We start from the raw sequence: 25533 nt of genomic DNA on the forward strand, positions 1-25533 counted from the left end.
AGTCCCCCTCCTCATGTACGAATTCCTCATCGGACTACGTTACACCCGCGCCCGGCGACGTAACGGTTTTATCTCTTTTATCTCTCTGATTTCCATTCTTGGCATCGCGCTGGGTGTTGCCGCACTCATCATCGTGCTCTCCGTCATGAATGGGTTTCAGGGCGAAGTGCGTGATCGCATTCTCGCCATGGCTGCGCATGTGCAGATCAGTGGCGCGGACAACCATCTGACAGACTGGCCTGCGGTAGCACAACAAGCAGCCAAAAACCCTCACGTAAAAGCCACCGCCCCTTACGTGCTGGGCCAGGGACTGCTAACGGCGGGTGGCCAGGTCAAGGGCGCGCTGATCCGTGGGATTGACCCGGCCCAGGAGCCGGGGGTGAGCCCGGTCATCGCCAATGTCGCTGGCGGGCAGCTCACAGACCTTGTGCCAGGCCGTTTTGGTGTAGTGCTGGGTTGGCAACTCGCTAACGATCTGGGCGTACGCTCTGGCGACAAGGTCACACTGATCACACCTGACGGTCAGGTGACGCCAGCCGGTATGATCCCGCGGTTTCGCCAGTTCACTGTGGTCGGTGTATTTCGGGCTGACTACTACCCTTATGACGCTGGCGTCGCGCTGATCCAGATCGGCGATGCGCAAAAACTGTTCCGGATGGGCGATTCAGTTTCTGGTGTACGCTTGCGCCTGGATGATCCGCTGCTCGCGCGTAATGTGGCTATTGATCTGGGTAATCAGATGACCAATGCCTATGTCAGCGACTGGAGCATGGAAAACCCGACGTATTTCCGCGCGGTGGAAATCGAAAAACGCATGATGTTCCTGATTCTGACCCTGATTGTTGCAGTGGCCGCTTTCAATCTGGTGTCTACGCTGGTGATGGTTGTGACGGACAAGCAGGCCGACATTGCCATTTTGCGCACCCTGGGTGCGTCGCCCGGTTCAATCATGAAGATATTCATGGTGCAAGGCGCGGTATCCGGTTTCGTTGGCACCTTCACGGGCGTATTTGGCGGCGTCATCATTGCGCTCAACATTGGCACCATCGTGCCGTTTATTGAACGGGTGCTGGGTACACATATTCTTTCGCCAGATGTGTACTTGATCGCGGAACTGCCTTCCAAGGTGGAATGGAGTGACGTCAGCAGCATTGGCCTGATCTCTCTGGTTCTGGCTTTGCTGGCCACTATTTATCCAAGCTGGCGCGCGTCACGTATCAACCCGGCCGAGGCACTCCGTTATGAATAATCCGGCTATCAATGACCCGGCAAGCGACGTCGTACTGCAAGCAATCGGGCTGTCCAGGCGTTACACCGCGGGCAAACTTGAAACCCCGGTGCTGCATGAGGTTGACCTGACTCTGGGCAAAGGCGAAACGGTTGCCATCGTCGGGGCATCGGGCTCCGGTAAATCAACGCTGTTGCATTTGCTCGGCGCCCTGGATCAGCCCAGCAATGGTCAGGTGCGTATTCTGGGTCAGGACCCATTCACCCTGCCGGACGCCAAACGTGGTGAACTGCGTAACAAACACCTCGGTTTTGTTTATCAATTTCACCATCTGTTGCCAGAATTCACCGCCGCAGAAAACGTTGCCATGCCGTTGATGATCCGCCGCATGCCCAAAGAAGCGGCGCTTCTGCAGGCGCAAACCATGCTGGAGCAAGTTGGCCTTGGCAAGCGCAGTCATCACAAACCCGGCGAGATGTCCGGTGGTGAGCGCCAACGTGCCGCCATAGCACGGGCATTGGTCACCAGCCCTGCCTGCGTATTGGCCGACGAACCAACCGGTAATCTGGATCGCGGTACAGCGGAGACCGTGTTCGGGCTGATGCTGGAACTCAATCGGCAACTGCAGACCAGCTTCATCATCGTCACCCATGATGTGACTTTGGCGCAGCGCTGTCAGCGCCAGTTGCAATTGACTGATGGCCATCTGCACGAATTGGTCAGCGGACCGGCTCTGTAGCCGGCAGACCCAGCCGTGCTGATCTACCGCACCGATCAGTACCCGCTCCCGCTACCGCCGGGGCATCGTTTTCCAGCCAGCAAATATGCACTTTTGCGCGACGAAGTAAGCAATTTCGCCGCGCATTTGCTCGAAGACGCGCCCGCCGCCACCGATTACGAAATCCTCACCGCACATACCAGTGCATATCTGGACAAACTCAAGAACGGCACCCTGTCAGAAGCAGAGCAACGGGTCATCGGGCTACCCTGGTCGGCGGCATTGGTAGAGCGCTCCCGTCGCTCCACGGGCGCTACGCTGGCCGCTTGCAGAACCGCGCTGTTGCAAGGGTGCGGCGTCAATCTGGCTGGCGGCACGCATCATGCCTGCGCGGATCACGGTAGTGGCTTTTGCGTGTTCAATGATAGCGCTGTCGCACTCCGCGTATTGCAAGCAGAAGGTGCGCTTCGTCGCGCGTTGATCATTGATCTGGATGTGCATCAGGGCAACGGTACGGCACTGATGCTGGCCGGCGAGGCCACCTTGTTCACCCTCTCAGTACATGGCGCCAACAACTTTCCGTTCCGCAAGGTTGAGGGCGATCTGGATATTGAACTGGCCGATGGCACAACGGATGCCGCGTATCTGGAGATCTTGCAAAGCACCCTGCCCGCCGTGCTGCAAAAGCAGCGGCCGGACCTGGTGATTTATCTTGCCGGTGCGGATGCCTGGGAGGGAGACCGTCTGGGCCGCCTGGCACTGACACCGCAAGGGCTGCAAACACGGGATGAGTATGTGCTGCGACTATGCTTGCAAGCAGATATCCCGGTTGCAGTGACCATGGGCGGCGGCTACGGGCGGGACATCCAGGGCACGGTGGCGATCCATGCGGCCACGGTCAAAACGGCGGTGAGTCTGTTTGATGCGCAGCGTGCGAAGGGTTAGTCGTTAGTCAGCCAAAAAAATGGACATACAAACGCTGCGACCAACTCAAGCGTTGCCACCAGCGCTCGCCTTCTTCAAGCACCAATGTTCCTTTCTCAGAGAGATCCCAGGCGCGAACACCGTTGGTCCATTCGTGGCTTTCCACCCACCCGTAGTGATTGAAGAAACTCAACCACATGGCCGCTTCCTGGCCACAACCATCCTGCCAGGTCGTCAGGGAGGAAGGCCCGGCCTCCAGGATTGGAAACCCGTCTTTCATGCGACGCATGACGCCCAAGGCGCGGCGTGGGCGAGGAATGGAGAGCGAACTCATGATGCATAACCGCTGTTTGTTAGTTAACTACAATAATACTCTTGATAAATTCGTAGTTAAGTAACAAAATACACAACTGTCATATATGTAAAAGCCCATGACTGCGGTCGTCAGACATAAAAAAAGCGGAGGAAATCCTCCGCTTTTTTTATGTCAGATCAGCAACTTACTGAACGGTCACTTTGGCAAACTTGCGCTTGCCCACTTGCAGCACGACGGTTTCGCCTTTTGCCAGCAAGAGATTCTTGTCGGACACCTTCTCGCCATTAAGTTTGACTGCGCCCGCCTGGATATCCCGGAATGCCTGGGAAGTCGAAGGGCAAAGCTGGGTTTCTTTCAGCACGGTACCGATCGCCATACCCTCGCCTTCGGCGTTCAGCGTGAACTCAGGGATGTCATCCGGAATCGCACCCTTCTGGAAGCGCGTTTCGAAGTCTGCCAGGGCCGCTTCCGCAGCCGCTTGCGAATGGAATCGCGCCACCAGTTCCTGTGCCAGCAGCACTTTGATATCACGCGGATTACGGCCGCCTTCGATATCGGTCTTGAACTGTTCGATCTCTGTCATCGGACGGAACGACAACAGTTCAAAGTAACGCCACATCAGCGTGTCAGATACGCTCATGACCTTGCCGAAAATCTCGTTGGCCGGCTCGTCGATGCCGATGTAGTTGCCCAGCGACTTGGACATCTTGTTAACGCCATCCAGGCCTTCCAGCAACGGCATCATCAACACTACTTGCGGCGCTTTGCCATGTTGCTGTTGCAGCATGCGGCCCATCAACAAGTTGAACTTCTGGTCGGTGCCCCCCAGTTCCATGTCGGCATCCATCGCCACCGAGTCATAACCTTGCAACAGCGGGTACATGAATTCGTGCACGGCAATGGGCTGATTGTTGGCAAAACGCTTGGAGAAATCATCCCGCTCCAGCATCCGCGCCACAGTGATCGAGGCTGCCAGCTTGAGCATGCCGGCCGCGCCCAGTTCGTTGTGCCAGGTCGAATTGAACATCACTTGTGTCTTTTCGCGATCCAGAATCTTGAAGACCTGACGCTCATAAGTCTCGGCATTCCGTTTGACGTCTTCTTCCGTCAACGGCGGTCGCGTCGTGTTCTTGCCTGTCGGGTCTCCAATACGGCCGGTGAAGTCTCCAATCAAGAACTGCGCCGTATGGCCAAGATCTTGCAACTGACGCATCTTGTTAATCAGCACGGTATGGCCCAGATGCAGATCAGGCGCTGTCGGATCAAAGCCGGCCTTGATCTTCAGTGGCACGCCAGTGGTGCGACTTTTTTCCAGCTTCTTGATCAGTTCATCTTCCGGCAGGATTTCATCCGCGCCGCGCTTGATAATCTGCAGCGCAGCCAGAGTGTCCGGATGCAAAGGCGCTTTGTCTTGTTCAGTCATGGTGTTCGATCTGCTGTCCGGAAAAACCGGTTGATTGGCACAGGCAGGCGGCTTTGCTACGCTGTGGCTGCGACGCCTGCCGGGAAATTCGGCAAAGGCGTGATTTTAGCGCAAAAATAAACCATTACGCATTTACAGATTCCCGCCGTTTTTCCCGGCTTTTGAAGCACACCGCTCATGACCCAGACTCCCGAGTACTACATTGGCTTGATGACCGGCACCAGCCTGGACGGTGTTGACGCCGCGCTGGTTGATTTTGCAGGCGAAAAACCACACTTGGCCGCAGCACTATCGCTCCCTCTGCCTGGCCCCTTGCGCGCGCAATTGATGCAGCTACAAAGCCAGTCGCCCGATGAATTGCATCTTGCGCAACTGGCCAGTAACGCGCTGGCAGATCTGTATGCAGAAGCCGTTGCGCGCTTGCTGGTGGAATCTGACCTGGCTGCCGGCAATATCCGCGCCATTGGCAACCACGGGCAAACCGTGCGCCACAGGCCAGAACTTGGTTACACAGTGCAACTGGGGAACAATGCGCGTCTTGCCGAACTGACCGGCATTGCCGTCATTGGCGACTTCCGTAGTCGTGACGTCGCAGCGGGTGGCCAGGGCGCACCGCTGGTCCCGGCCTTCCATCAGGCCATTTTTGGCCACACCGGCGAACCCTGCGTCGTGGCCAATATTGGCGGCATTGCCAATATCACTATTCTGGCCGCAGATGGCGAAGTCACGGGCTTTGATACCGGCCCCGGCAATGTGCTGATGGATCTCTGGATGCTCCAGCATAAAGGTGAGCACTACGACACCGGTGGTGCGTGGGCTGCGCAAGGCCATTTGCAGGCCGACTTGCTGCAAGCCATGCTCTCCGAACCTTACTTTGCCCTGTTGCCGCCCAAATCAACCGGGCGCGATTTGTTTCACGGCGAATGGCTGCAAAAGCACTTGGGGAACGCACGCCGCGAACCGGTTAACGTGCAGGCCACACTCAACACCCTGACGGCCAGAACCATCGCAGACGCCATCCGTCTGCATGCGCCGCAGGCCAGGGCGGTGTATTTGTGCGGCGGTGGCGCGCACAACGCCCATTTGCAGAGCCAGCTACAACAATGGCTCCCCGGCCAGCAAGTCATGACCACCGCGGCACTTGGCGTTGATCCGGATTGGGTCGAGGCGTATGCCTTTGCATGGCTCGCCTGGCGTTGTGAACACCGCATGCCAGGTAATTTGCCAGGCGTCACGGGCGCACATGGCACGCGGGTTCTGGGCGCCATCTGGCCAGCTTGATCCGGTGGCTCTATCGGTCATCAACGCTCAAACATCAACGGTAGTGGCGCAAGCCCTGCCGTTTTTCTTTCTGTCGCCTGCAAATACGTGTTGATGCCAATTGGGTTTTTGCCGAGCCGATATATAGTGAACTGAATCAAACAGAAAAAAGTGTGCCTGCAACGGGCACACCAAGGAGGCTCTGCGCATGATCTCCATTCAACGTCGCCCGCTGGTGACCCAGTTCCTGATACTTGGCACCCTGGTGTGCCTGGTGGTTTTCGGCAGCCTGGTGATCTTTACCAGCATCAGCGTACAGCAAACAGCGCGCTCCATTGCCGAGAGCAACCTCAACACGCAACTGGTTCTGGTGAAAGACATGTTCCAGTTGGCTTATCGCGATGCGCAGAATCGGAGCAAAGGCCTGCTGGATCAGTTTGAACGGCAGTTAGGCACCGACATGGTGGTCACCGGCGACAAAACCGAGGCTGGGCTGCCTGTCGTCAAATCCGGTGACAAAGTGCTGGATGCCGACATCGCCCTCTTGACCCAGTTCAAGGAACACACGGGCGCTGAACCCGCCATCGTTGCCAAAAACGACGCTGGCGCATTTGTGCGCGTCAATACGCTGCTCAAGGACCCATCCGGTAAGTCCATGCTCGGCTCCGTGATCAAGAGTGATGATCCAATCGCCAAAACGATCAGCGCCGGCGACAACTTTGTCGGCATGGTCATTCGCAATGGCCATTACTACATGACCAACGCCAGCCCGATCAAAAACAGCGCAGGCCAGATTGCCGGCTGGGTACAAACGCGTACTGACCTGACGCCGGAAATCGCCACGCTCAAACAAATGCTCAGCAGTCTGAAAATTGGTGAGACCGGTTACGTTTACGCCGTCGTCCCGACCGGGGATGACGGCATTGCCCGCTTTGTCATTCACCCCAAATACGAAGGCAAGCTGGTCACGGAAACCAACGGCGGTCAGCACAACGACATGTACCAGAAAATGATCGCCGATAAGGAAGGTCTGGTGCATTACACCCTCGCCAATCCGGCGCACGGTGGATCGGTAGAAGACAAGATGGCCGCCTTTGCGTTGATTCCGGACTGGAACTGGATTGTCGCCAGCGGCAGCTATACCGAAGAATTTACCGGCCACAGTACCCAATTGCGCAATCGGCTGATCATCATGTGCCTGGCGTTGGCACTGATTACACTGGGGCTGCTGTACATCGGGCTGAAACGCCAACTGGGGCCCCTGGCGCTGGTGGTGCAGGCCATTGAGCGCTTTGGCCAGGGGGACCTGACTGCACGCATTGCCATTGCTCATGCTGGCAAGAGTGAGAACGAGATGGACCGGATCAGTGCAGAGTTCAACCAGGCCGCACAATCGCTGCAAGGGTTGATGCACGATGTAAGCCATACAGCCAGCGAGGTTGATCAGGCCACCGGGGAGTTTGATAACGCCATTACCCGTATCGCCACAGACAGCCGGCAGCAGAGTGAATCGGCCTCCAGCATGGCGGCGACAGTGGAAGAAATCACCGTCAGCATCACGCATATTGCTGATCATGCCAACGATGCCGCCAGCACCGCGCGCGATGCGCAAGGCTCCTCGCACGCTGGCACCACCGTTGTCGGACGCATGGAAGAACAAATGCACACACTCTCTGATGCCTCCCGCGTGGCCGCTGAACGCATCGCCGGGCTGGGCGAGCGCTCTACCGAGATTTCGGGCATCGTGCGGGTGATCCGGGAGATTGCGGACCAAACCAACCTGCTGGCCCTGAACGCCGCGATTGAAGCCGCCCGCGCCGGCGAACAAGGCCGTGGTTTTGCGGTAGTCGCCGATGAAGTGCGCAAACTGGCCGAGCGCACGGGTAACGCCACGCAAGAAATCAGCTCACTGATCAACGCCATGGTCAGCGATACCCATGCCGTCGCCAATGAAATCGTCGCGGTATCGGAGCAAATGAAGAGCGGCGTTGAACTGGCTGGTGAAACCGGGAATGCGCTGACCACCATCTCGGAACACACCGAGCGGACCGCAGGTATTGTCAACGACATTGCCCACGCCACGCGGGAGCAGTCTTCCGCCAGCGCAGCGCTGGCACAGAATGTCGAATCTGTCGCACAAACAGCGCAAAGCAATGCCTCGCTGGTCGAAACCAACCGGGCTGCAGCCCGTCAGTTGCGTCAACAAGCCCAGACGCTGCGCAGCAAGCTGGCGCAGTTTCAGATGTAAAGCCGCGCAAGTTTACCGTCGGACTTTTTTACCACGACCCAACGGGCGGCTTCTCTCAGAATGCAGGCATTCCGGTAGACTACGGCCGGACCAGCCTGGAGAGCGCCATGTCGCAACAACAACACAGCCAGTTTGCCCTGTTCGGAAGCCGCCGTTTTTTGCCGCTGTTTATTACGCAGTTTTTCGGGGCATTCAACGACAACCTGTTCAAGAATGCCATGTTGGTCATGGTGGTGTTTCATGGGCTATCGCTGTCTGGACTCGATGCCAAGACACTGGTCAGCGCCGCCGCTGGTGTGTTTATCCTGCCGTTTTTCCTGTTTTCAGCCATTTCCGGGCAACTGGCTGAAAAATTTGACAAGGCCATGCTGGCGCAGCGCGTCAAGCAACTCGAAATTCTCATCATGCTGGCGGCTGGCTACGGTTTCTGGGCCCACAATGCCGGTATATTGATGGCCTGTCTCTTCATGATGGGCGTGCACTCCACCCTGTTCGGCCCGCTCAAGTACTCTGTCTTGCCGCAATATCTGCAGCCCCATGAACTCATGGGCGGCAATGGCCTGATCGAAGGGGGTACGTTTGTTGCGATCTTGTTGGGTCAGATTGCCGGTACGCTGATCGTGCAACATCAGCCACATGGCGAAACACTCATCATCTACGCCTGCCTCGGCGTGGCAATTCTGGGCTGGTTGTCCAGTCGCAGAATGCCTGCCGCCCCGGCCCCGGCGCCTGATCTGAAGATCTCCTGGAATGTGCTGGGCCAGACGTTCAAGATCATTGGCCAGGCGCGTGGCAACAAGACCGTGTTCAATAGCTTGCTCGGCCTCTCCTGGTTCTGGTTTCTGGGCTCGATCTATTTGATCTATCTGCCGGTGATGGCCAGCGAAATCCTGCATGGTGATCCGACGGTCTACACCTTGCTGATTACGCTGTTCTCTGTGGGCATCGGCGTAGGCTCTGTGCTGTGCGAAAAACTCTCCGGACACCGCGTTGAACTAGGCCTGGTGCCGTTTGGCTCCATCGGCCTGTCGCTGTTTGGCATTGATCTTTACTTTGCCTTGCAAAACATGCCGGTCGGTCCATTTGATGTGAGCACGTTTATCAGCAATCACAGCCATTGGCGCGTGATGCTTGATCTGGCGCTGTTAGGTGTATTTGGCGGCTTTTACACAGTGCCCCTGTATGCGCTGATCCAGACCCGTGCCGACAAGACATTTGTGTCTCGTGCCATTGCAGCCAACAACATCCTGAACTCGCTGTTCATGGTGGTCGCCTCCGTCATGGGTATTTTGCTGATCAAGTTCGGGATGTCCGTGCCTGGATTGCTGCTGACAGTGGCACTCTTGAACGTAGTGGTCGCGCTGTACATCTACTCTCTGATTCCCGAATTCCTGATGCGCTTCCTAGTGTGGATCATGACCCACCTCTTGTACCGCGTGCGCTCGCAAGGTGTGCAGAACATTCCGGACGAAGGCCCGGTGGTGCTGGTGTGTAATCACGTCAGTTTTATGGATGCGCTGATCCTGGCCGGCGCCGTACGCCGCCCGGTGCGCTTCATCATGGACCATCGCATTTTCAAGATTCCACTGCTGAATTTCATCTTCAAAACCGCTGGCGCAATTCCCATCGCCCCGGCCAAAGAAGACCCGACCCTGAAAACCAAAGCCTTCGATCGTGCTGCGCAGTATCTGGCTGAAGGCGAAGTGCTGTGCATTTTCCCCGAGGGCGGCATCACCCGTGATGGCGAAATCCAGACTTTCCGGCCGGGCATTGACGAGATCATTCGCCGTACGCCGGTTCCGGTGATCCCTATGGCGCTACAAGGCTTGTGGGGCAGTTTTTTCAGCCGCAAAGATGGCGCCGCCATGATGAAAATGCCGCGCCGCGCGTTCTCGAAAATCGGCTTCATCGTTGGCACCCCGATAGCGCCGGAAGAAGTCACCCGCAAGCGCCTGGAGGACGAAGTTCGCAAGCTGCGTGGGGAGTGGCAGTAACACTCGCTACCCTTGCAGATAAAAAAACGGGCCGACAGGCCCGTTTTTTTATCTCAAACTGACTCAACTCACAGCCAGCCACACTTCTCCATCCCGTACTTCCACGGTATGACACGGCACCTGGCCCTGCTCCGGTGCCATGGCGCCACCTGTTGCCAGATCAACCTTGAAGTTATGCAGCGGACAGGCCACCGCGCCACCGAATACGAGGCCATGAGATAACGCGCCGCCTTTGTGCGGGCAGTGATCATCCAGTGCATACACTTTGTCGTCTGCAGTCCGGAACAAGGCAATGGCTTGCGACTGGCGATCTGTATTGACCACGCGCGCGCCTTGCGACGGGATCTCATGCAAGGCGCAGATTTTCTGGAATTGTTTCATTGGTTTCTCCTTGCTCAAGCTGGCAATGCGGCAAATTGATCAGCATCAACACCATCACGTGCGCGCCATGGATCGGGCTCCAGCGCCAGGGATTGCTGCAAGCGGGCCCACAATGCCTTGCGGCCGGTGTCGTCTTCCAGCACCCGTTCCTTGATGTAATCCAGACCAACGCGTTGCATGAAGTGCACGGTGCGTTCAAGGTAATGTGCTTCTTCACGGTACAACTGCAAGAAGGCACCGCTGTACTCCATGACTTCAGTCGCGGTTTTCACTTTGATCAGGAACTCGGCCACTTCGGTTTTGATGCCGCCATTGCCGCCGATATAGAGTTCCCAGCCGCTATCCACAGCAATGATCCCGACATCCTTGATCCCGGCTTCGGCACAGTTGCGCGGACAACCCGAAACGGCCAGCTTGACCTTGTGCGGCGCCCACATGCGGTCCAGCGCTTTTTCTAGCTCAATCCCCATGCCGGTGGAGTCTTGTGTGCCAAAGCGGCAGAACTGTTTGCCAACGCAGGTTTTCACCGTTCGCAGCCCCTTGGAGTAGCCCATACCACTTGGCATTTCCAGGTCTTTCCAGATTGCGGGCAAATCACTCCCCTTCACGCCCAGCAAGTCCAGCCGCTGGCCGCCAGTCACCTTGACCATGCGTACTTCGTACTTCTCTGCCACATCAGCAATGCGACGCAGTTCCGCCGGGCTGGTCACACCACCCCACATGCGCGGGATCACGCTGAAGGTAGAGTCTTTCTGGATATTGGCGTGCATGCGCTCGTTGACGAGACGCGATTGCGGGTCGTCTTTGGCTTCGCCAGGCCAAGTGGAAATCAGGTAGTAGTTGAGCGCCGGGCGACACGTCGGGCAACCGTCTGCGGTGCGCCATTGCAACTTTCGCATCACCTGATCCATTGAGGTCAAGTGCTGGTTGCGGATGGCTTCGCGCACTTCGGCATGGGTATGCGTCGTGCAATCACACAGCGGTTTTTGTTTGGGTGCAGCCTGGAAAGAACTGCCCACGGTGCTCATCAGAATCTGTTCGACCAGCCCAGTACAAGAACCACACGACGCGCCAGCGCGAGTGTGCTTTTTGACCTCATCCACCGTAAACAGGCCATGTTCGGTAATTGCCTTGACGATGGTACCTTTGCTCACGCCATTGCAGCCGCAGACTTCCGCGTCCATCGGCAGCGCCCCGGCGCGGTTGGCCCCTGCGGTACCGGCGTCGCCGACTTCACGCGGGCCGGACAGCAAGTCGCGGCGCATATCGGCCACGTTGCGGCCTTCACGCAGCAATTGGTAGTACCAGGCACCCTCGCCCGTATCACCGTACAGGCAGGCACCGACCAGCACGTCATCCTTGAGGACCAGTTTTTTGTAGACTCCGCCCTTGGGGTCAGACACGACAATCTGGTCGTAATCTGCGCCGCCCATAAAGTCACCCGCTGAAAAAAGGTCGATGCCGGTCACTTTGAGCTTGGTGGACGTAGTGGTGCCGGCGTACCGCTGCTTGCCACAGCCGGCCAATTGGTTGGCCAGTACCTTACCCATCTCGAACAACGGGGCCACAAGGCCATAACTGATGCCACGATGGCTCACGCACTCGCCCACAGCGTAGATAAACGGGTCACTGGTTTTGAGGGTGTCATCCACCACAATGCCCTGCTGTACTTTCAGCCCGGCCGCGCGGGCCAATCCGTCATTGGGGACTATGCCGGCAGCCATGATCACCAGATCAGCCGGCAATACCGTACCGTCACCCAGTTCGACACCCGTCACGCGCTGGTCGCCCACGAGCCGGCTGGCAGTCTGGCCCAGATACAACGCAAGGCCGTGATCGCACATGGCCTGTTCCAGCATGTGTCCGGCTTGTTCATCCAGCTGGCGATTCAACAGCCACTCCCCGAGATGAACCACGCTGACCGTCATGCCGCGCTGCTTGAGCCCATGCGCCGCTTCCAGCCCCAGCAAGCCGCCACCAATCACGACCGCATGCTGATATCTGGCAGAGGCCTCAATCATTGCGGTCGTGTCTTTGATGTCCCTGAAGCCCAATACACCATCCAGTTGCGCGCCCGGGATTGGCAGCATGAAAGGACGCGAGCCAGTCGCGATGATCAGCTTGTCATAGGCGACGGCCTCGCCGGTGGCGAGACTGACAGTACGCTGGACCCGGTCGATGCCGGTCGCCGCGATGCCCTTGATCAAGCGGATACCATTGGCGTCGTACCAGTCTTCACTATTCAGGATGATGTCTGACAGTGTTTGTTCGCCAGCCAGTACGGGGGAAAGCTGAATGCGGTTGTAGTTGCCACAGGGTTCATCGCCAATGATGGTGATGTCATAGCGTTGCGGGTCGTGGCGCAGGATTTCTTCCAGCGTACGCACACCAGCCATGCCATTGCCAATCAGTACCAATCGTTGCTTGCGCATGGGTTGCTCCAGGCCGGCGCGCGCCGGCGGTTTCTATTTGATCAGGCACTATGTTGGGCAATCTGCTGCGCGCGGACGAGGTAAATAGGCTGGCTTAATGGTTTGATCTAAATCAATGCGTTATCAGGAAAATATGCATTTTGTATAAATGCGAAAAACTACCAGGTGTGCGTGCGGAAAATTAATGCTGATGGACTATTGCACCTGCCGTGCTTTCTACTTCAATACATTGAATTGATGCAGGTATCCGCAAAATTCACATGCCTTACCGGCGGCGATTCAGACCAACGAGACCAATAAAAAGCCGGCATTCAAGCCGGCTTTGTGCAGACACCTTCACTCCCTCATTAACAAGGGCATTTACCGCCACCAGGACGATCTGCACTGGGATAACGGGCTTCCAGGCAATACCGGTAAAAGTCCTCGCGGCTCATCGGTTGCGCGTCTGGATGTTTTTCACGCATGTGCTGCAAGTAGTACTCATAGTCATGCACCCCCACCATCAAGCGGCAGGTTTGCACCACCTTTTTGGCAGCATCTTTCAGCCCGGCCAGCCAGTCTGAACCCAGGCTGTAACGTTCAAACATGCTCTGGCTCATGGGCATGCCGGCTTGATGATGCACGGCGTGTTCGTCCACATAACGCGCGTAGGCATCATCCGGGTGTTGCGGCGGGCTGGCATGGCGCCCGGTAAAGCTGGATAGATCAAGCATGGCTGGCGGCCTCCCCGCGCCATTGGGCATCTGCTTCGCGCGCGGTCGGTTGCCGCGATGCCAGTGCCTTGCGAATGTTGAGGAATGCAGAGATCAGCATGACCACCGCAACCAGCATGAAGAACCCGCACAACGCAGCATTGATCTGGTTGTTGAAGGCAATCCGTTGCATGTCTTCGACGGTTTTGGCCGGCGCAATCAAAGTGCCCTGCGCGGCCGCAGCGTTGAATTTGTTGGCCACCGCAAGGAAACCGATCTTGGGATTGGCGCTGAAGATTTTTTCCCAGCCCGCCGCCATCGATGTAATGAACAACCAGGCCGTTGGCAGAATGGTGACCCAGGCGTAGCGCTCTTTTTTCATTTTAAAGAGCACGACCGTACCCAGAATCAGTGCCATGGACGCCAGCATCTGGTTGCCGATGCCGAACAACGGCCACAAGGTGTTGATGCCGCCCAACGGATCGACCACGCCTTGGTACACAAAGTAACCCCACCCGGCCACAGCCACCGTGGTCCCGATCAGGTTGCCAATCCACGACCGGCTCTTGCCAAGGCCCGGGATCGCCACGCCAGCGAGATCCTGCACCATAAAGCGGCAAGCACGCGTACCGGCATCAACCGCGGTCAGAATGAATAGCGCTTCAAACAGGATGGCAAAGTGGTACCAGAACGCCATAAGCGCACGGCTGTTGAAGATCTCTGAAATGATGTGCGCCATCCCGACGGCAAACGTGGGTGCGCCTCCCGCGCGGGACAGAATGGACTTCTCACCTACTTCCTGCGCAATGGTAGACAAGGTGTCGGGCGTAATCGTGAAACCCCAGCTGTTGATCACAGTAGAGGCCTCAACTACCGTCTTGCCGATCAGCGCCGCTGGCGAATTCATTGCAAAGTACACGCCCGGATCAATCACGCTGGCGCAGATCAGCGCCATGATGGCGACGAAAGATTCCATCAGCATGGCGCCATAGCCAATCATGCGCATATGGCTTTCGCGCTCAACCAGCTTGGGCGTCGTGCCAGACGCCACCAGCGCATGAAAGCCAGAGATCGACCCACATGCAATGGTGATAAACAGGAACGGGAACAAGCTGCCGGCAAAGACGGGGCCCGAACCATCGATAAACCTGGAGACTGCCGGCATTTTCAACTCTGGCGCAGCAAACACGATACCGATGGCCAGGCCGACAATCACGCCGATTTTGAGGAAGGTCGACAGGTAGTCACGCGGGGCCAGCAACAACCACACAGGCAGGACCGAGGCAATAAAACCATAGATGACCAGTGCCCAGGTCATTTGTGGGCCGGTCAGCGTGAAGATCGGGCCCCAGGTTGGGTCTTTGGCAATGTCGCCACCGTACACAATCGCCAGCATCATCAGTACAAAGCCAATCACCGAGATTTCTGCAATGCGGCCCGGCCGGATGTAACGCATGTAAATGCCCATAAACAGCGCGATGGGAATCGTCGCCGCAATGGTAAAGGCGCCCCACGGGCTGTCCGCCAGGGCTTTGACCACCACGAGGGCCAGCGCCGACAAAATGATGATCATCACGCCCAGCGCGCCCAACATAACCACCACACCCGCAAACGGGCCGAGCTCTTGCTTGGCCATTTCGCCCAGAGAGCGACCATCCCGGCGGGTAGAAATAAACAGAACCAGAAAATCCTGCACCGCACCGGCCAGCATCACGCCGACCAGAATCCAGAGGGTGCCAGGCAGATAGCCCATCTGCGCAGCCAGGATGGGCCCCACCAGCGGCCCGGCGCCGGCAATGGCAGCAAAATGGTGACCAAACAGCACCCACTTGTTTGTGGGGACGTAGTCCAGACCATCGTTACGACGCTCGGCTGGCGTCATACGGCGGTCATCAAGTTCAAACACCTTGTTCGCAATGAACCGACTGTAGAACCGATAGGCAATGGCATAGCACGCGACCGCTGCCGTCACCATCCATACAGCGTTGACATGCTCTCCGCGGCTTAAAGCCAGCATGCCAAAACCGATGGCACCCAGGATTGCCACCACAATCCAGATTAACCATTCCTTGCTACGACTCATGAAAGTCCCCTTTTTATATTCTGCCGGCGAATGCAGTCGGCGCAGAGCGTATGACGCCTTCATTGCTTATGGCGTAATGTAGTTTATCAATAGCCACTACATTCTTCATCCTCTACAACCCTGATAGATGGATGAATGAAGGCTGCCCTTATTCGTGATCGGCTTTCAATTTCGTCAGCGGCTGCAATAATGATGAAATAACAATCGGCAGTCTGTTGCCGGACACATCTTCAGACCAAGGAATTCATGTCCCGCCTGTATTCCCGCGCTTCGCGGCTGACCGTGTCTTTGGCACGCTGGGCGCCCGGCTTGCCGGAATTGCTTCACTATTCCCGTGCCAATGTGCGGGCTGATTTGATTGCCGGTGTGTCGGTGGCGACGGTGGCCTTGCCTGTTTGCATTGCCTACGCGCAATTGGCCGGCTTCAGCCCGGTGGTGGGCCTGTATAGCGCTATTCTGCCCATGATTGCGTACGCGTTATTTGGTTCATCCCGCCAATTGATTGTTGGGCCAGATGCGGCCACTTGCGCGATGATCGCCGCGACACTGGTCCCCCTGGCGCAGGGTGATCCCGAGCGCTATCACGCACTGGCGATTTCGCTCACGCTCTTTACCGGGCTGTTTTGTTTGCTGGCCGGCAAACTGCGGCTGGGGTTTCTGGCCGATTTGCTCTCAAGGCCAATTCTGACCGGGCTGTTAAACGGGGTGGCGATCACCATCATCGTGGGTCAACTGGGCAAACTCACTGGCGTGACGTTGATCGGGCGCGATGTGGTCGGACAGGCCATTTCTTTTGTCCGGCAATTACCAGATGCCCACATTCCAACTGTCGTTGTTTCAGCTGGACTGATTGTGCTGTACGCCGTTTTGCGCAAAATCTGGCGGAACGGACCGGTGGCTCTGGTGGTGGCGGTGGCAGCCGTGCTGGCCAGCGTATTGTTCGGATTAGAGGCACGCGCAGTCGTCACCATCGGCGATATCCCCTCCTCGGTGCCCCGTCTGCACTGGCCGGCGCTGCCGCATGAAGACTGGGGGGACATTATTCCTTCCGCCGCGCTGCTGGCGTTTATCAGTTTCTCTAGCGGCATGCTGACTGCGCGAAGCTTTGCGGCCAAGAACGGTTATCAGGTCGATGGCAATCAAGAGTTCATCGCCTTTGGCGTAGTGGATATTGTCTCCGCGATGTCGCAAGGATTTGCGGTCACCGGGGCGGACTCCCGCACTGCGGTAAATGATGCCGCTGGCGGCCGCACACGCATGGCGCAGGTGTTTGCGTCACTCGCCATCTTGCTGGCTCTACTGTTGTTTGCGACACCCATGGCCGCACTGCCCACTGCGGCATTGGCGGTGATCCTTATTTTCAGTTCCTGGGGGCTGACGGACTGGCGTGCCTACATCAATCTGTGGCACATGAGCCGGGCCGAGTTTGCCATCGCGCTAGGCACTTTTCTGGCCGTGCTTGTGGTGGGCGTCATGCCGGGCATTCTGTTTGCCATTGCCATTGCCTTGCTGCGTTTCCTTGGCCAGGTTGCACGGCCGAGCAATTACGTACTGGGGCTGGCTGACGACGGTGACTTTCACGGCGCCATGTTCTACCCCACTGCGCAACCCGTGCCTGGTTTGATTGTCTACCGCTTTGAAGCGCCCCTGATTTTCTTCAACGCGGGTTATTTCCGGCAGCGAATTGAACAATTGATTGATGAGGCCACCAGCACGGTGCACTGGGTGTTGATCGACAGTCACGTGATCAGCATGGTCGATTTAACCGGCGCGCTGACCATCATGGAGCTGGACAACACGCTGCATGCAAAGGGCATCAATCTGGCCTTTTGCGGGCACCGCTACCTGATTGAGCAGTGGCTTGATGCACATCATGTAGAACTCCACGGGCCGCGTGAATACAAACTCTTCAATACCCGTCGCACCGCACTGGCGGCCTGGCGTCAGCTTCATCCCGACGTCGAGATGCCCGTCACTTCCCCGCCTGCCCCCAACGCGGGCACCTGAACCGAGAGGCCGATATGTCCAGCAGCAAGAAAAAAACGCCTGACGTGACGACGTCAGAAAAAATGGGCAACAAGGAATATGAACGCGCCCTGCATGATTTGCAGATTGAACTGGTTCACCTGCAGGAATGGGTCAAACAAAAAGGGCTCAAAGTCTGCATTTTGTTTGAAGGACGCGATGGCGCCGGTAAAGGCGGTGTGATCAAGGCACTCACAGAACGAGTGAGCCCGCGCGTATTCCGGGTGATCGCCTTACCAGCGCCCACCGAGCGGGAAAAAAGCCAGATCTATATGCAGCGGTATATTCCACACCTGCCTGCAGCGGGCGAAATCGTGATCTTTGATCGCAGCTGGTACAACCGTGCTGGCGTTGAACGCGTGATGGGGTTTTGTACACCGGAACAGACCGAGGCCTTCTTGCATGGCGCACCCATTATCGAAAAAGCCATGGTGCACGACGACATCATCTTGCTGAAATACTGGCTGGAGGTGAGCATGGACGAACAAACGCGCCGCCTGAAAGACCGTATTGATGATGGTCGCAAAACCTGGAAACTCTCACCCATGGATGTCGCGTCGTACAGCCGCTGGTACGACTATTCCAGGGCGCGGGACGAGATGTTCGAGAAATCCAGCAGCGAATGGGCGCCGTGGTATGTGATCCACTCTGACGACAAGAAGCGCACACGCCTCAATATCATCAACCATATTCTGTCGAAGATTCCGTACAAGAAAATACCGGCGCAGAAGATTGTGCTACCCAAACGCCAGAAACCAGATGGCTACAAAGAAGCGGAAATCACTTGCCCGCAAGTTGACCTGCGCTACTGAAACCCGCGAGTGGGGCGATCAGGCGGTCAGCTTGAGCCCCACCATCCCCGCCAGCAGCAAGATCACCGAGATGGCTCGCAACAACGAAAGTGGCTCGCCCCAGAGCAAGACACCACACAGCACTGACCCCAAAACCCCGATCCCGGTCCACAACGCGTAGGCCGTGCCCAGTGGCAGGGTACGAATGGCATAGGCCAGCAAACCCATACTCCCCAGCAGCAAAACGACAAAGGCCAGCGAAGGCCCAAGCCGGCTGAACCCGGCGGAAGATTTGAGTGCGATGGCCCAACCGACCTCAAGCAGGCCGGCAACAATAAGGGCAATCCAGGAAATAACAGCAGAAGACATGAAAACGGCCTCAAAGAATGAGGCCGTCCTCAGTGATGTTGCGCTACGGGGTCGTCCCCGCAGGGGCTGCGGGCGATGCGTTGGAGATCGCCGCTCTATGCCAGCCAGATAAAAAGTAAGTGTGCCGGGGCTGGATGTTTACGTCAGCGCAAATATTGCCGCCGCAAGCCTGCAGTCCCCCAAAGACATCAGTCCGCGAAACCGCGCTCCAGATCGGCGATCAGATCGCCAATATGTTCCAGGCCCACCGAAATACGGATCAGGCCATCGCCAATGCCAGCACGCGCGCGCGCTTCTGGCGTCAGGCGCCCATGCGAGGTCGTGGCCGGATGACTAATGGTGGTACGCACATCACCCAGATTGGCGGTGCGCGACATCAGTTCCACACGGTCAATCACGCGCCAGGCCACATCTTTGCCACCCTTCACATCAAATGACACCACGCCGCCATGGCCCGTTTGCTGGCGCTCGGCCAGTTCATGCTGCGGGTGCGACTTCAGCCCAGAGTAATAGACTTTGGCTACTTTCGGGTGCGCTTCGAGCCAGGTTGCCAGCTTCATGGCATTTTCAGAATGAGCCTTCATGCGGATACCGAGTGTTTCAAGGCCCTTCAACAGCACCCAGGCGTTAAATGGGGATAGCGTCGGCCCCGCTGTACGCAGGAAAAGATACACCGGCTCAATCAGGGCATTACTGCCCACGACCGCACCACCCAGCACGCGCCCCTGACCATCGATGTACTTGGTGGCCGAGTGCACGACAATATCCGCCCCAAACTTCAAGGGTTGTTGCAACGCAGGTGAGCAAAAACAATTGTCAACGGCCAGGATCGCGCCGGCAGCGTGTGCAACATCGGCCACTGCACGAATATCCGCCACATCGACCAGCGGGTTGGATGGCGTTTCCAGGAAGAACAGCTTGGTGTTCGATTTAACGGCCGCTTTCCACTCAGCAATATCAACCGGTGAGGCGTACGTGACTTCAACACCAAACTTGCTCATATAGTTGTTGAAGAACTGCATGGTCGAGCCAAACAGCACGCTGGAGGCCACAATGTGATCGCCGGCCTTCAGGTGAGCCAGGCACAGCGACATGATTGCGCTCATGCCAGACGCCGTAGCCACTGCGCTCTCGCCGCCTTCCATGGCTGCAAGGCGCTCTTCAAACGCGCTGACGGTCGGGTTGGTAAAGCGGGAATAGATAAAGCCCGGCACCTGGCCAGTGAACTTGAGTTGGGCTTCTTCGGCACTGCCCACCACAAAGCTGGAGGTCAGGAACATGGCATCTGAATGCTCGCCAAAATGCGTGCGTTCAGTACCGGCGCGCACTGCCAGCGTATCCGGGTGCAATTTGCTGTAATCAAGATCTGCCATGAAATGCCCTCACCTATCTTTTGTGTATGCGTATCTGTTTGATTGTGCCTTGAACCTGAGATGTCGCACAGACACAAAAGGGGCGCTAAAAGCCCCCCTTTTGTTATCTTGCCGGCCCGGTTCAGACCAGGTTTTGCTCTGCCACACCAATATTCATGTCGAGCAAACCGCCATCACTGGTTTTGGTCGACAACGGCGACAAGCGCTTGGCTTCAAGCTGATCAAGGTAGTCATCGGTGATGTCACCGGTGATGTATTTGCCGTCAAAACAAGAGGTTTCAAACTCCTGGATACGGCCACCACTGGCTTCGCGACAGGCAGAGATCAGATCAGTCAGGTCCTGGTAGATCACCGCATCGGCGCCAACTTCTTCAGCAATCTGTGCATCGGTGCGGTCAGTGGCGATCAGTTCGGCCCGGGTCGGCATATCAATGCCGTAAACGTGCGGGAACTTCACGGGCGGCGCAGCCGATGCCAGATACACCTTGCGCGCACCCGCTTCACGGGCCATTTGCACAATTTCTTTAGATGTCGTACCCCGTACGATGGAGTCATCCACCAGCAACACGCTGCGACCGGCGAACTCCACGCCGATCGGGTTGAGTTTCTGGCGTACCGATTTTCTGCGTGATGCCTGACCAGGCATGATGAAGGTTCGGCCGATATAACGGTTCTTGATGAAGCCTTCGCGATACGGCAGATTCAGCTTGATGGCCAGCTGCAACGCTGAGGCACGGCTGGTATCCGGAATCGGGATGACCACGTCGATATCCAGATCAGGAATGGTCGAGCGTATACGTTCGGCCAGATAGTCACCCATCTTCAGGCGCGCTTCATATACCGAAATACCATCAATCACGCTATCTGGACGGGCGAAATAAACGTGCTCGAAAATACACGGCACCAGATTCGGGTTCGGGTGGCACTGACGGTTGTGCAGTTCGCCAGCAAAGCTGATGTAAACGGCCTCGCCCGGATCAATGTCGCGCATACGCTTGAAACCCAGGGTATCGAGCGCTACCGACTCCGAAGCAACCAGGTATTCGGTGCCTTCTTCGGTTTCGTGCGCGCCAATGGTCAGCGGGCGGATACCATGCGGATCACGGAATGCCACCAGACCGTAGCCGGCGATGATCGCCACAACGGCATAAGCGCCCTTCACACGTTTGTGAACAGCGGCAACGGCTTCAAAAATGATATCAGCGTTCAGTTTGAAACCCTGGGCACGGTTTTGCAGTTCATGTGCAAACACGTTCAGCAGCGCTTCAGAATCAGAATTGGTGTTGATGTGCCGCAGGTCAGTGCGATACATCTCATCCTTGAGCTGGGCGTCGTTGGTCAGGTTGCCGTTGTGGGCCAGCACGATACCAAACGGGCTGTTCACGTAGAAAGGCTGGGATTCAGCGAGGCTGGATGCAGAGCCCGCCGTCGGGTAGCGCACGTGGCCAATGCCAGTATTGCCCCAGAGCGAGCGCATATTGCGGGTACGGAAGACATCGCGTACCAGGCCTTGGCCCTTGTGCATATGCATCCGCTGGTCTTCAGCGGTGACAATGCCCGCTGCGTCCTGACCGCGGTGCTGCAGAACCAGCAAGCCATCGTACAAGAGCTGGTTGACTGGAGTTTTGGCGACTATGCCCAGAATGCCACACATGCTGAATGCCTCTCGAAACGTGCAAAACCACTACCAGGTTTAACCGACCTGTCCTTTTAACCGGACTTCAGTCGTAATGAATATGCCGGGCGAGATCCTGGGGTAGCCAGGGCAACGCCATCACAGCAGCTTGCTCAAATAACGGGCTGAACATTGCATTGCGCCAGAGCGGGCTTCTGGGCACGTCAGTCAGACCGGCAATCAGCACGATCATCAACGTGAACAAAAAACCACGTGCCAGGCCAAATACTGCACCCAGCAAACGATCCAGTGGCCGCAAGCCACTCACTTTGAGGAACTGGGCCAGCGTCAGACGCAGCAATGAACAAATAATCCAGGATGCAAAAAACAGCAAAACCACCGCCGCCAGGTAACGCAATTCCGGAGAAGGAACTGCCTGTGGCATATAAGGTGTGGTCAAGGTCGAATAATGAAAGGCCACCCAGGCCGAGATAGCCCAACCGGCCAGTGCCATGATCTCTTGCACCAGCCCGCGCATGACGGAAAGCAGAATGGATAAGCCCAGAATGCCGAGAACGATGTAATCGAACCCGGTCACGGTCTGCTCCCGCTCGTCATGACTTCGGCGCGCATGGGTTTCATGGTTCTCATGTCGGGGTTATTTGCTCACCACCTGACCCTGATAGCCCATGGCACTGAGCTTTTTGGCCACGCTGTAGGCTTCTGAGGAAACGACTGGCCCCACTCGTACGCGGGTCAGAGTACCTGTGGAGGTCGTCACTTTTTCAGCATAAGCCGGCAAACCGGCCGCTTTGAGTTTGCCTACCACTTCATGTGCTTTGTCGGCGTTGCCAAAAGCACCCAATTGCACGTAGTGGCGCGGCGCATTGTCAGCCGCTTTGTCCCCTGCGGGCGCTGCAGCTGCAGCGCTGTCCGCCGTGCCGTTCAGGATAGCTTCGGGATCGGGCGTAGCCTTGGGTTTGGGCGTGGGCTTAACGTCAGCTGCTTTGGGCTTGGCAGTCGCCAGCTTTTCGGGCGCAGGCGTCGGCGTGACATGCGGTTTGGGCGTGGGGGCTGGTGCATCAGCACCTTGCACACGCTGCAGCTTGCCGGGCAATGACTGCGGGGCATGCGTAGTTTCATCGGCGGACCTGGGTGCAACCGCAGGCGCTGGCGTGGCGTTGGCAGCCACGACAGGGGCCGGCGTTGCAGTTACTGCCGCAGGCGTCAGTCCATCGGGCTGAGAGGCCATTGTCACACTGCCATCTGGCGTCACCGTGGAGGTCAGCGCCACGGCAGAGGCATTGCCCGCACTGGGTGCGCTGGCAATGATCTCTACTGGATGCTGCGCCGCCAGATTCGCCGGTGGCTGTGAATCAAGCACTGTCCACAAGACAGTGAGCGAAAACAGAACCAGGGCTACTGCGCCGACAAGTCGACGACGGGCGCGTTTGCGCAGATGCTGGAGTTCGTCCGGGATGTTATCTCGAGCCATTGCCATGCTGGGCAGCCATCACTTCCGCGACAGTGTAGAAGGAACCAAAGACCAGGATTCTATCAGTTTCAGCAGCCTGCTCACAGGCCGCTTTCCATGCTTGCTCGACACTGCCATATGCGCTAGTGAGTGCCTGCGGTGCAGTCTGTAAAACGGCGGTTTGCAGTTGTTCCACGGGGGCTGCGCGCGGCAATTGCGGCGCAGCCAGATACCAGTGATCAATACGATCGGCCAGTGCGCTGACCACACCCCCAATATCCTTGTCACCCATGGCCCCGAATACAGCGTGGGTTTTGGCGGCATAGCCCATTTGATCGAGTGCCAGACGCAAGGCACGTGCAGCGTGCGGATTATGCGCAACGTCCAGCACGGTTTGCGGCCGGCCTGGCAAGACCTGGCAACGTGCGGGCCATTCCACTTCAAGCAAACCGCGCTTGATATCGCCAATGCCAACCGGCAGTTGCGAGCGCACTTCATCGAGCATCGCAATCGCCAGCGTGGCATTACCCATCTGGTAGGAGCCACGCAATGCGGGAATCGGCAAGGCATGATGTTTGCCCTGGGCACCCCAGAACATCCACTGATTACCCTCACCTTCTTTCATGAAGCCGAAATCACGCCCAACCAGTTGCAGCGGTGCGCCGACTCGAGCGGCGACGTCAATCACGGATTGCGGCGGATCTGGATCAGCGCACAGCGCTGGCTTGCCCGCACGGAAAATACCGGCTTTTTCGGCACCGATCGCCTCACGGGTATCGCCCAGATAAGACTGGTGATCCAGATCAATACTGACTACGCCCGCGACATCCGGATCGAACACATTGACGGCATCCAGCCGCCCGCCGAGGCCAACTTCCATGATCGCGACATCAACGCCTGCGTCGATGAACTGGCGCATGGCAGCCAGCGTACCGAACTCGAAGTAAGTCAGCGTGGTCTCGCCGCGGGCAGTTTCAATGGCGCGAAAACTGGCGACCAGTTCTGCATCATCAGCCGGTTGCATATTGATGCGAACGCGCTCGTTGTACTCAAGCAAGTGCGGCGAGGTATACGTGCCCACCTTGTACCCGGCTGCACGGAACATGCTGGAAAGCATGGCGCAGACCGAGCCCTTGCCATTGGTACCGGCAACGGTAAGAACGGGGAAGGAAGGCGTCAGGCCCAATGCATCGCGGACTGCTGCAACGCGTGCAAGGCCCATGTCGATGGCCGACGGATGCAACCCCTCAAGGTGTTGCAACCAATCGGCCAGAGTATCGGCATCAAAAAGCGGCATTAACGATCAATTCACCTGGGTCACGGCGGGCTGGCGCGAGAACAGCGTCACCAGCGAGGCAATTTTCTGACGCAATTCGCGGCGATCAACGATCATGTCGATGGCGCCCTTTTGCAGCAGGAACTCTGAACGCTGGAAGCCTTCCGGCAGCGTTTCGCGCACGGTTTGCTCAATCACGCGCGGACCGGCAAAGCCGATCAAGGCACCTGGCTCAGCCAGCACGGCATCACCCAGGAAAGCAAACGATGCCGATACGCCACCCATTGTCGGGTCAGTCAGCAGCGAAATGAATGGCAGGCCCTCTTCCGACAATCGAGTCAGGATGGCGCTGGTCTTGGCCATCTGCATCAACGAGTTCAGACCTTCCTGCATACGGGCGCCGCCCGAAGCAGATACACATACAAACGGCAGCTTGTTCTCGATTGCGGTGCGCACGCCGCGTACAAAACGCTCACCCACCACGGAACCCATGGAGCCGCCAATGAACTTGTATTCAAATGCAGCGACCACGAGCGGTACAGTCAGGATCGAGCCTTGCATCACCACGAGCGCATCGTCTTCGCCGGTGCTCTCCCGTGCGGCGACCAGTTGGTCACCATAACGCTTGATGGCTTTGAACTTGAGCGGATCGACAGGCTGAACCTCTGCGCCGATCTCGAAACGACCTTCCGGATCCAGCAGCAAATCAAGGCGACGACGGGCCGATACCGGATTATGAAAGTTGCACTTGGGGCAAACGTCGAGGTTCTTTTCAAGGTCGGTGCGATACAGCACAGCGCCACAGGCGGAACACTTGTGCCACAAGCCTTCCGGCACGGCCGACTTGCCCGGTTCACGCGGTTTGTTGATCTTTGGCGGAAGCAGTTTTTGCAGCCAACTCATGGGTATTA

General features: G+C 57.3%; 21 protein-coding genes. 8 read left to right on the forward strand and 13 right to left on the reverse strand.

Translation table 11 applies throughout. The annotated features are described in order from the left end of the window. Positions 1–13 precede the first annotated feature (13 nt). The 3 genes from IEX44_RS01785 to IEX44_RS01795 are packed head-to-tail and all read left to right on the forward strand — an operon-like array spanning position 14 to position 2891. Complete coding sequence (locus IEX44_RS01785; RefSeq protein WP_188688108.1) at positions 14–1249, forward strand: lipoprotein-releasing ABC transporter permease subunit; 1236 nt, start codon at positions 14–16, stop codon at positions 1247–1249. After that, on the forward strand, positions 1242–1967 hold the full coding sequence (lolD, locus tag IEX44_RS01790) for a lipoprotein-releasing ABC transporter ATP-binding protein LolD (protein WP_188688110.1): 726 nt from the start codon (positions 1242–1244) through the stop codon (positions 1965–1967). Before IEX44_RS01785 ends, lolD begins: the two co-directional genes overlap by 8 nt. Positions 1968–1982: 15 nt before the next feature. Then, the gene (locus IEX44_RS01795) at positions 1983–2891 is read left to right on the forward strand and encodes a histone deacetylase family protein (protein ID WP_188688113.1); all 909 of its coding nucleotides are present in this window, start codon (positions 1983–1985) and stop codon (positions 2889–2891) included. A gap of 7 nt (positions 2892–2898) precedes the next feature. Here IEX44_RS01795 and IEX44_RS01800 read toward each other — a convergent pair whose 3' ends face one another. Together IEX44_RS01800 and tyrS are read right to left on the reverse strand one after the other, a co-directional pair. Next, positions 2899–3204, reverse strand: coding sequence for a hypothetical protein (locus IEX44_RS01800; RefSeq protein WP_188688115.1), 306 nt, complete (start codon positions 3202–3204; stop codon positions 2899–2901). Between the two features lie 166 nt (positions 3205–3370). Then, positions 3371–4609 carry a tyrosine--tRNA ligase gene (gene tyrS / locus IEX44_RS01805; RefSeq protein ID WP_188688117.1) on the reverse strand — a complete coding sequence of 413 codons (1239 nt, stop codon included), beginning with the start codon at positions 4607–4609 and terminating at the stop codon, positions 3371–3373. A gap of 177 nt (positions 4610–4786) precedes the next feature. Here tyrS and IEX44_RS01810 point away from each other — a divergent pair, with 177 nt between their 5' ends. The 3 genes from IEX44_RS01810 to IEX44_RS01820 all read left to right on the forward strand — a co-directional run bounded on the left by IEX44_RS01810 (position 4787) and on the right by IEX44_RS01820 (position 10111). Beyond that, a complete protein-coding gene (locus IEX44_RS01810; protein WP_188688119.1) occupies positions 4787–5890 on the forward strand; it encodes an anhydro-N-acetylmuramic acid kinase in 1104 nt (367 codons plus the stop codon). Between the two features lie 187 nt (positions 5891–6077). Further along, entirely contained in the window at positions 6078–8117 is a 2040-nt protein-coding gene (locus IEX44_RS01815) for a methyl-accepting chemotaxis protein (protein WP_188688121.1), read from the forward strand. A gap of 107 nt (positions 8118–8224) precedes the next feature. Next, on the forward strand, positions 8225–10111 hold the full coding sequence (locus IEX44_RS01820) for an MFS transporter (RefSeq protein WP_188688123.1): 1887 nt from the start codon (positions 8225–8227) through the stop codon (positions 10109–10111). A 63-nt stretch (positions 10112–10174) separates the two neighbouring features. Here the strand turns inward: IEX44_RS01820 and nirD are convergent, their stop codons facing one another. The 4 genes from nirD to IEX44_RS01840 form a co-directional block, all read right to left on the reverse strand. Continuing rightward, entirely contained in the window at positions 10175–10492 is a 318-nt protein-coding gene (gene nirD, locus IEX44_RS01825) for a nitrite reductase small subunit NirD (protein ID WP_188688125.1), read from the reverse strand. Positions 10493–10506: 14 nt separating this feature from the next. Beyond that, positions 10507–12924, reverse strand: a complete 2418-nt coding sequence (gene nirB / locus IEX44_RS01830) for a nitrite reductase large subunit NirB (RefSeq protein ID WP_188688127.1) — start codon at positions 12922–12924, stop codon at positions 10507–10509. Positions 12925–13271: 347 nt separating this feature from the next. Next, the gene (locus IEX44_RS21135; RefSeq protein ID WP_188688129.1) at positions 13272–13637 is read right to left on the reverse strand and encodes a YbdD/YjiX family protein; all 366 of its coding nucleotides are present in this window, start codon (positions 13635–13637) and stop codon (positions 13272–13274) included. Then, positions 13630–15699 carry a carbon starvation CstA family protein gene (locus IEX44_RS01840; protein WP_188688131.1) on the reverse strand — a complete coding sequence of 690 codons (2070 nt, stop codon included), beginning with the start codon at positions 15697–15699 and terminating at the stop codon, positions 13630–13632. The genes IEX44_RS21135 and IEX44_RS01840 overlap by 8 nt, the downstream gene beginning before the upstream one ends. A 246-nt stretch (positions 15700–15945) precedes the next feature. On the opposite strand from IEX44_RS01840, the gene IEX44_RS01845 reads away from it, so the two are divergent. Together IEX44_RS01845 and ppk2 are read left to right on the forward strand one after the other, a co-directional pair. Next, entirely contained in the window at positions 15946–17706 is a 1761-nt protein-coding gene (locus IEX44_RS01845; RefSeq protein WP_188688133.1) for a SulP family inorganic anion transporter, read from the forward strand. A gap of 14 nt (positions 17707–17720) precedes the next feature. Next, the gene (ppk2, locus tag IEX44_RS01850; protein ID WP_188688135.1) at positions 17721–18536 is read left to right on the forward strand and encodes a polyphosphate kinase 2; all 816 of its coding nucleotides are present in this window, start codon (positions 17721–17723) and stop codon (positions 18534–18536) included. Between the two features lie 18 nt (positions 18537–18554). On the opposite strand, the gene IEX44_RS01855 is transcribed toward ppk2, so the two are convergent. The 7 genes from IEX44_RS01855 to accD all read right to left on the reverse strand — a co-directional run bounded on the left by IEX44_RS01855 (position 18555) and on the right by accD (position 25525). After that, positions 18555–18884, reverse strand: coding sequence for a DMT family transporter (locus IEX44_RS01855; protein ID WP_308423780.1), 330 nt, complete (start codon positions 18882–18884; stop codon positions 18555–18557). 188 nt (positions 18885–19072) lie between these two features. Further along, a complete protein-coding gene (locus tag IEX44_RS01860) occupies positions 19073–20257 on the reverse strand; it encodes an O-succinylhomoserine sulfhydrylase (protein ID WP_188688136.1) in 1185 nt (394 codons plus the stop codon). 121 nt (positions 20258–20378) lie between these two features. Continuing rightward, positions 20379–21911 carry an amidophosphoribosyltransferase gene (purF, locus tag IEX44_RS01865; protein ID WP_188688138.1) on the reverse strand — a complete coding sequence of 511 codons (1533 nt, stop codon included), beginning with the start codon at positions 21909–21911 and terminating at the stop codon, positions 20379–20381. 67 nt (positions 21912–21978) lie between these two features. Next, complete coding sequence (locus IEX44_RS01870; protein WP_188688140.1) at positions 21979–22470, reverse strand: CvpA family protein; 492 nt, start codon at positions 22468–22470, stop codon at positions 21979–21981. 60 nt (positions 22471–22530) lie between these two features. Then, the gene (locus IEX44_RS21140; RefSeq protein WP_188688142.1) at positions 22531–23373 is read right to left on the reverse strand and encodes an SPOR domain-containing protein; all 843 of its coding nucleotides are present in this window, start codon (positions 23371–23373) and stop codon (positions 22531–22533) included. Further along, positions 23354–24643: a bifunctional tetrahydrofolate synthase/dihydrofolate synthase gene (gene folC / locus IEX44_RS01880; RefSeq protein WP_188688144.1), complete on the reverse strand. Its 1290-nt coding sequence runs from the start codon at positions 24641–24643 to the stop codon at positions 23354–23356. Before folC ends, IEX44_RS21140 begins: the two co-directional genes overlap by 20 nt. A 6-nt stretch (positions 24644–24649) precedes the next feature. Then, positions 24650–25525: an acetyl-CoA carboxylase, carboxyltransferase subunit beta gene (gene accD / locus IEX44_RS01885; RefSeq protein WP_188688145.1), complete on the reverse strand. Its 876-nt coding sequence runs from the start codon at positions 25523–25525 to the stop codon at positions 24650–24652. Positions 25526–25533: the final 8 nt, after the last annotated feature.

Source organism: Silvimonas amylolytica, assembly GCF_014645555.1.
In the GTDB taxonomy this organism is placed as follows: Bacteria; Pseudomonadota; Gammaproteobacteria; order Burkholderiales; family Chitinibacteraceae; genus Silvimonas; species Silvimonas amylolytica.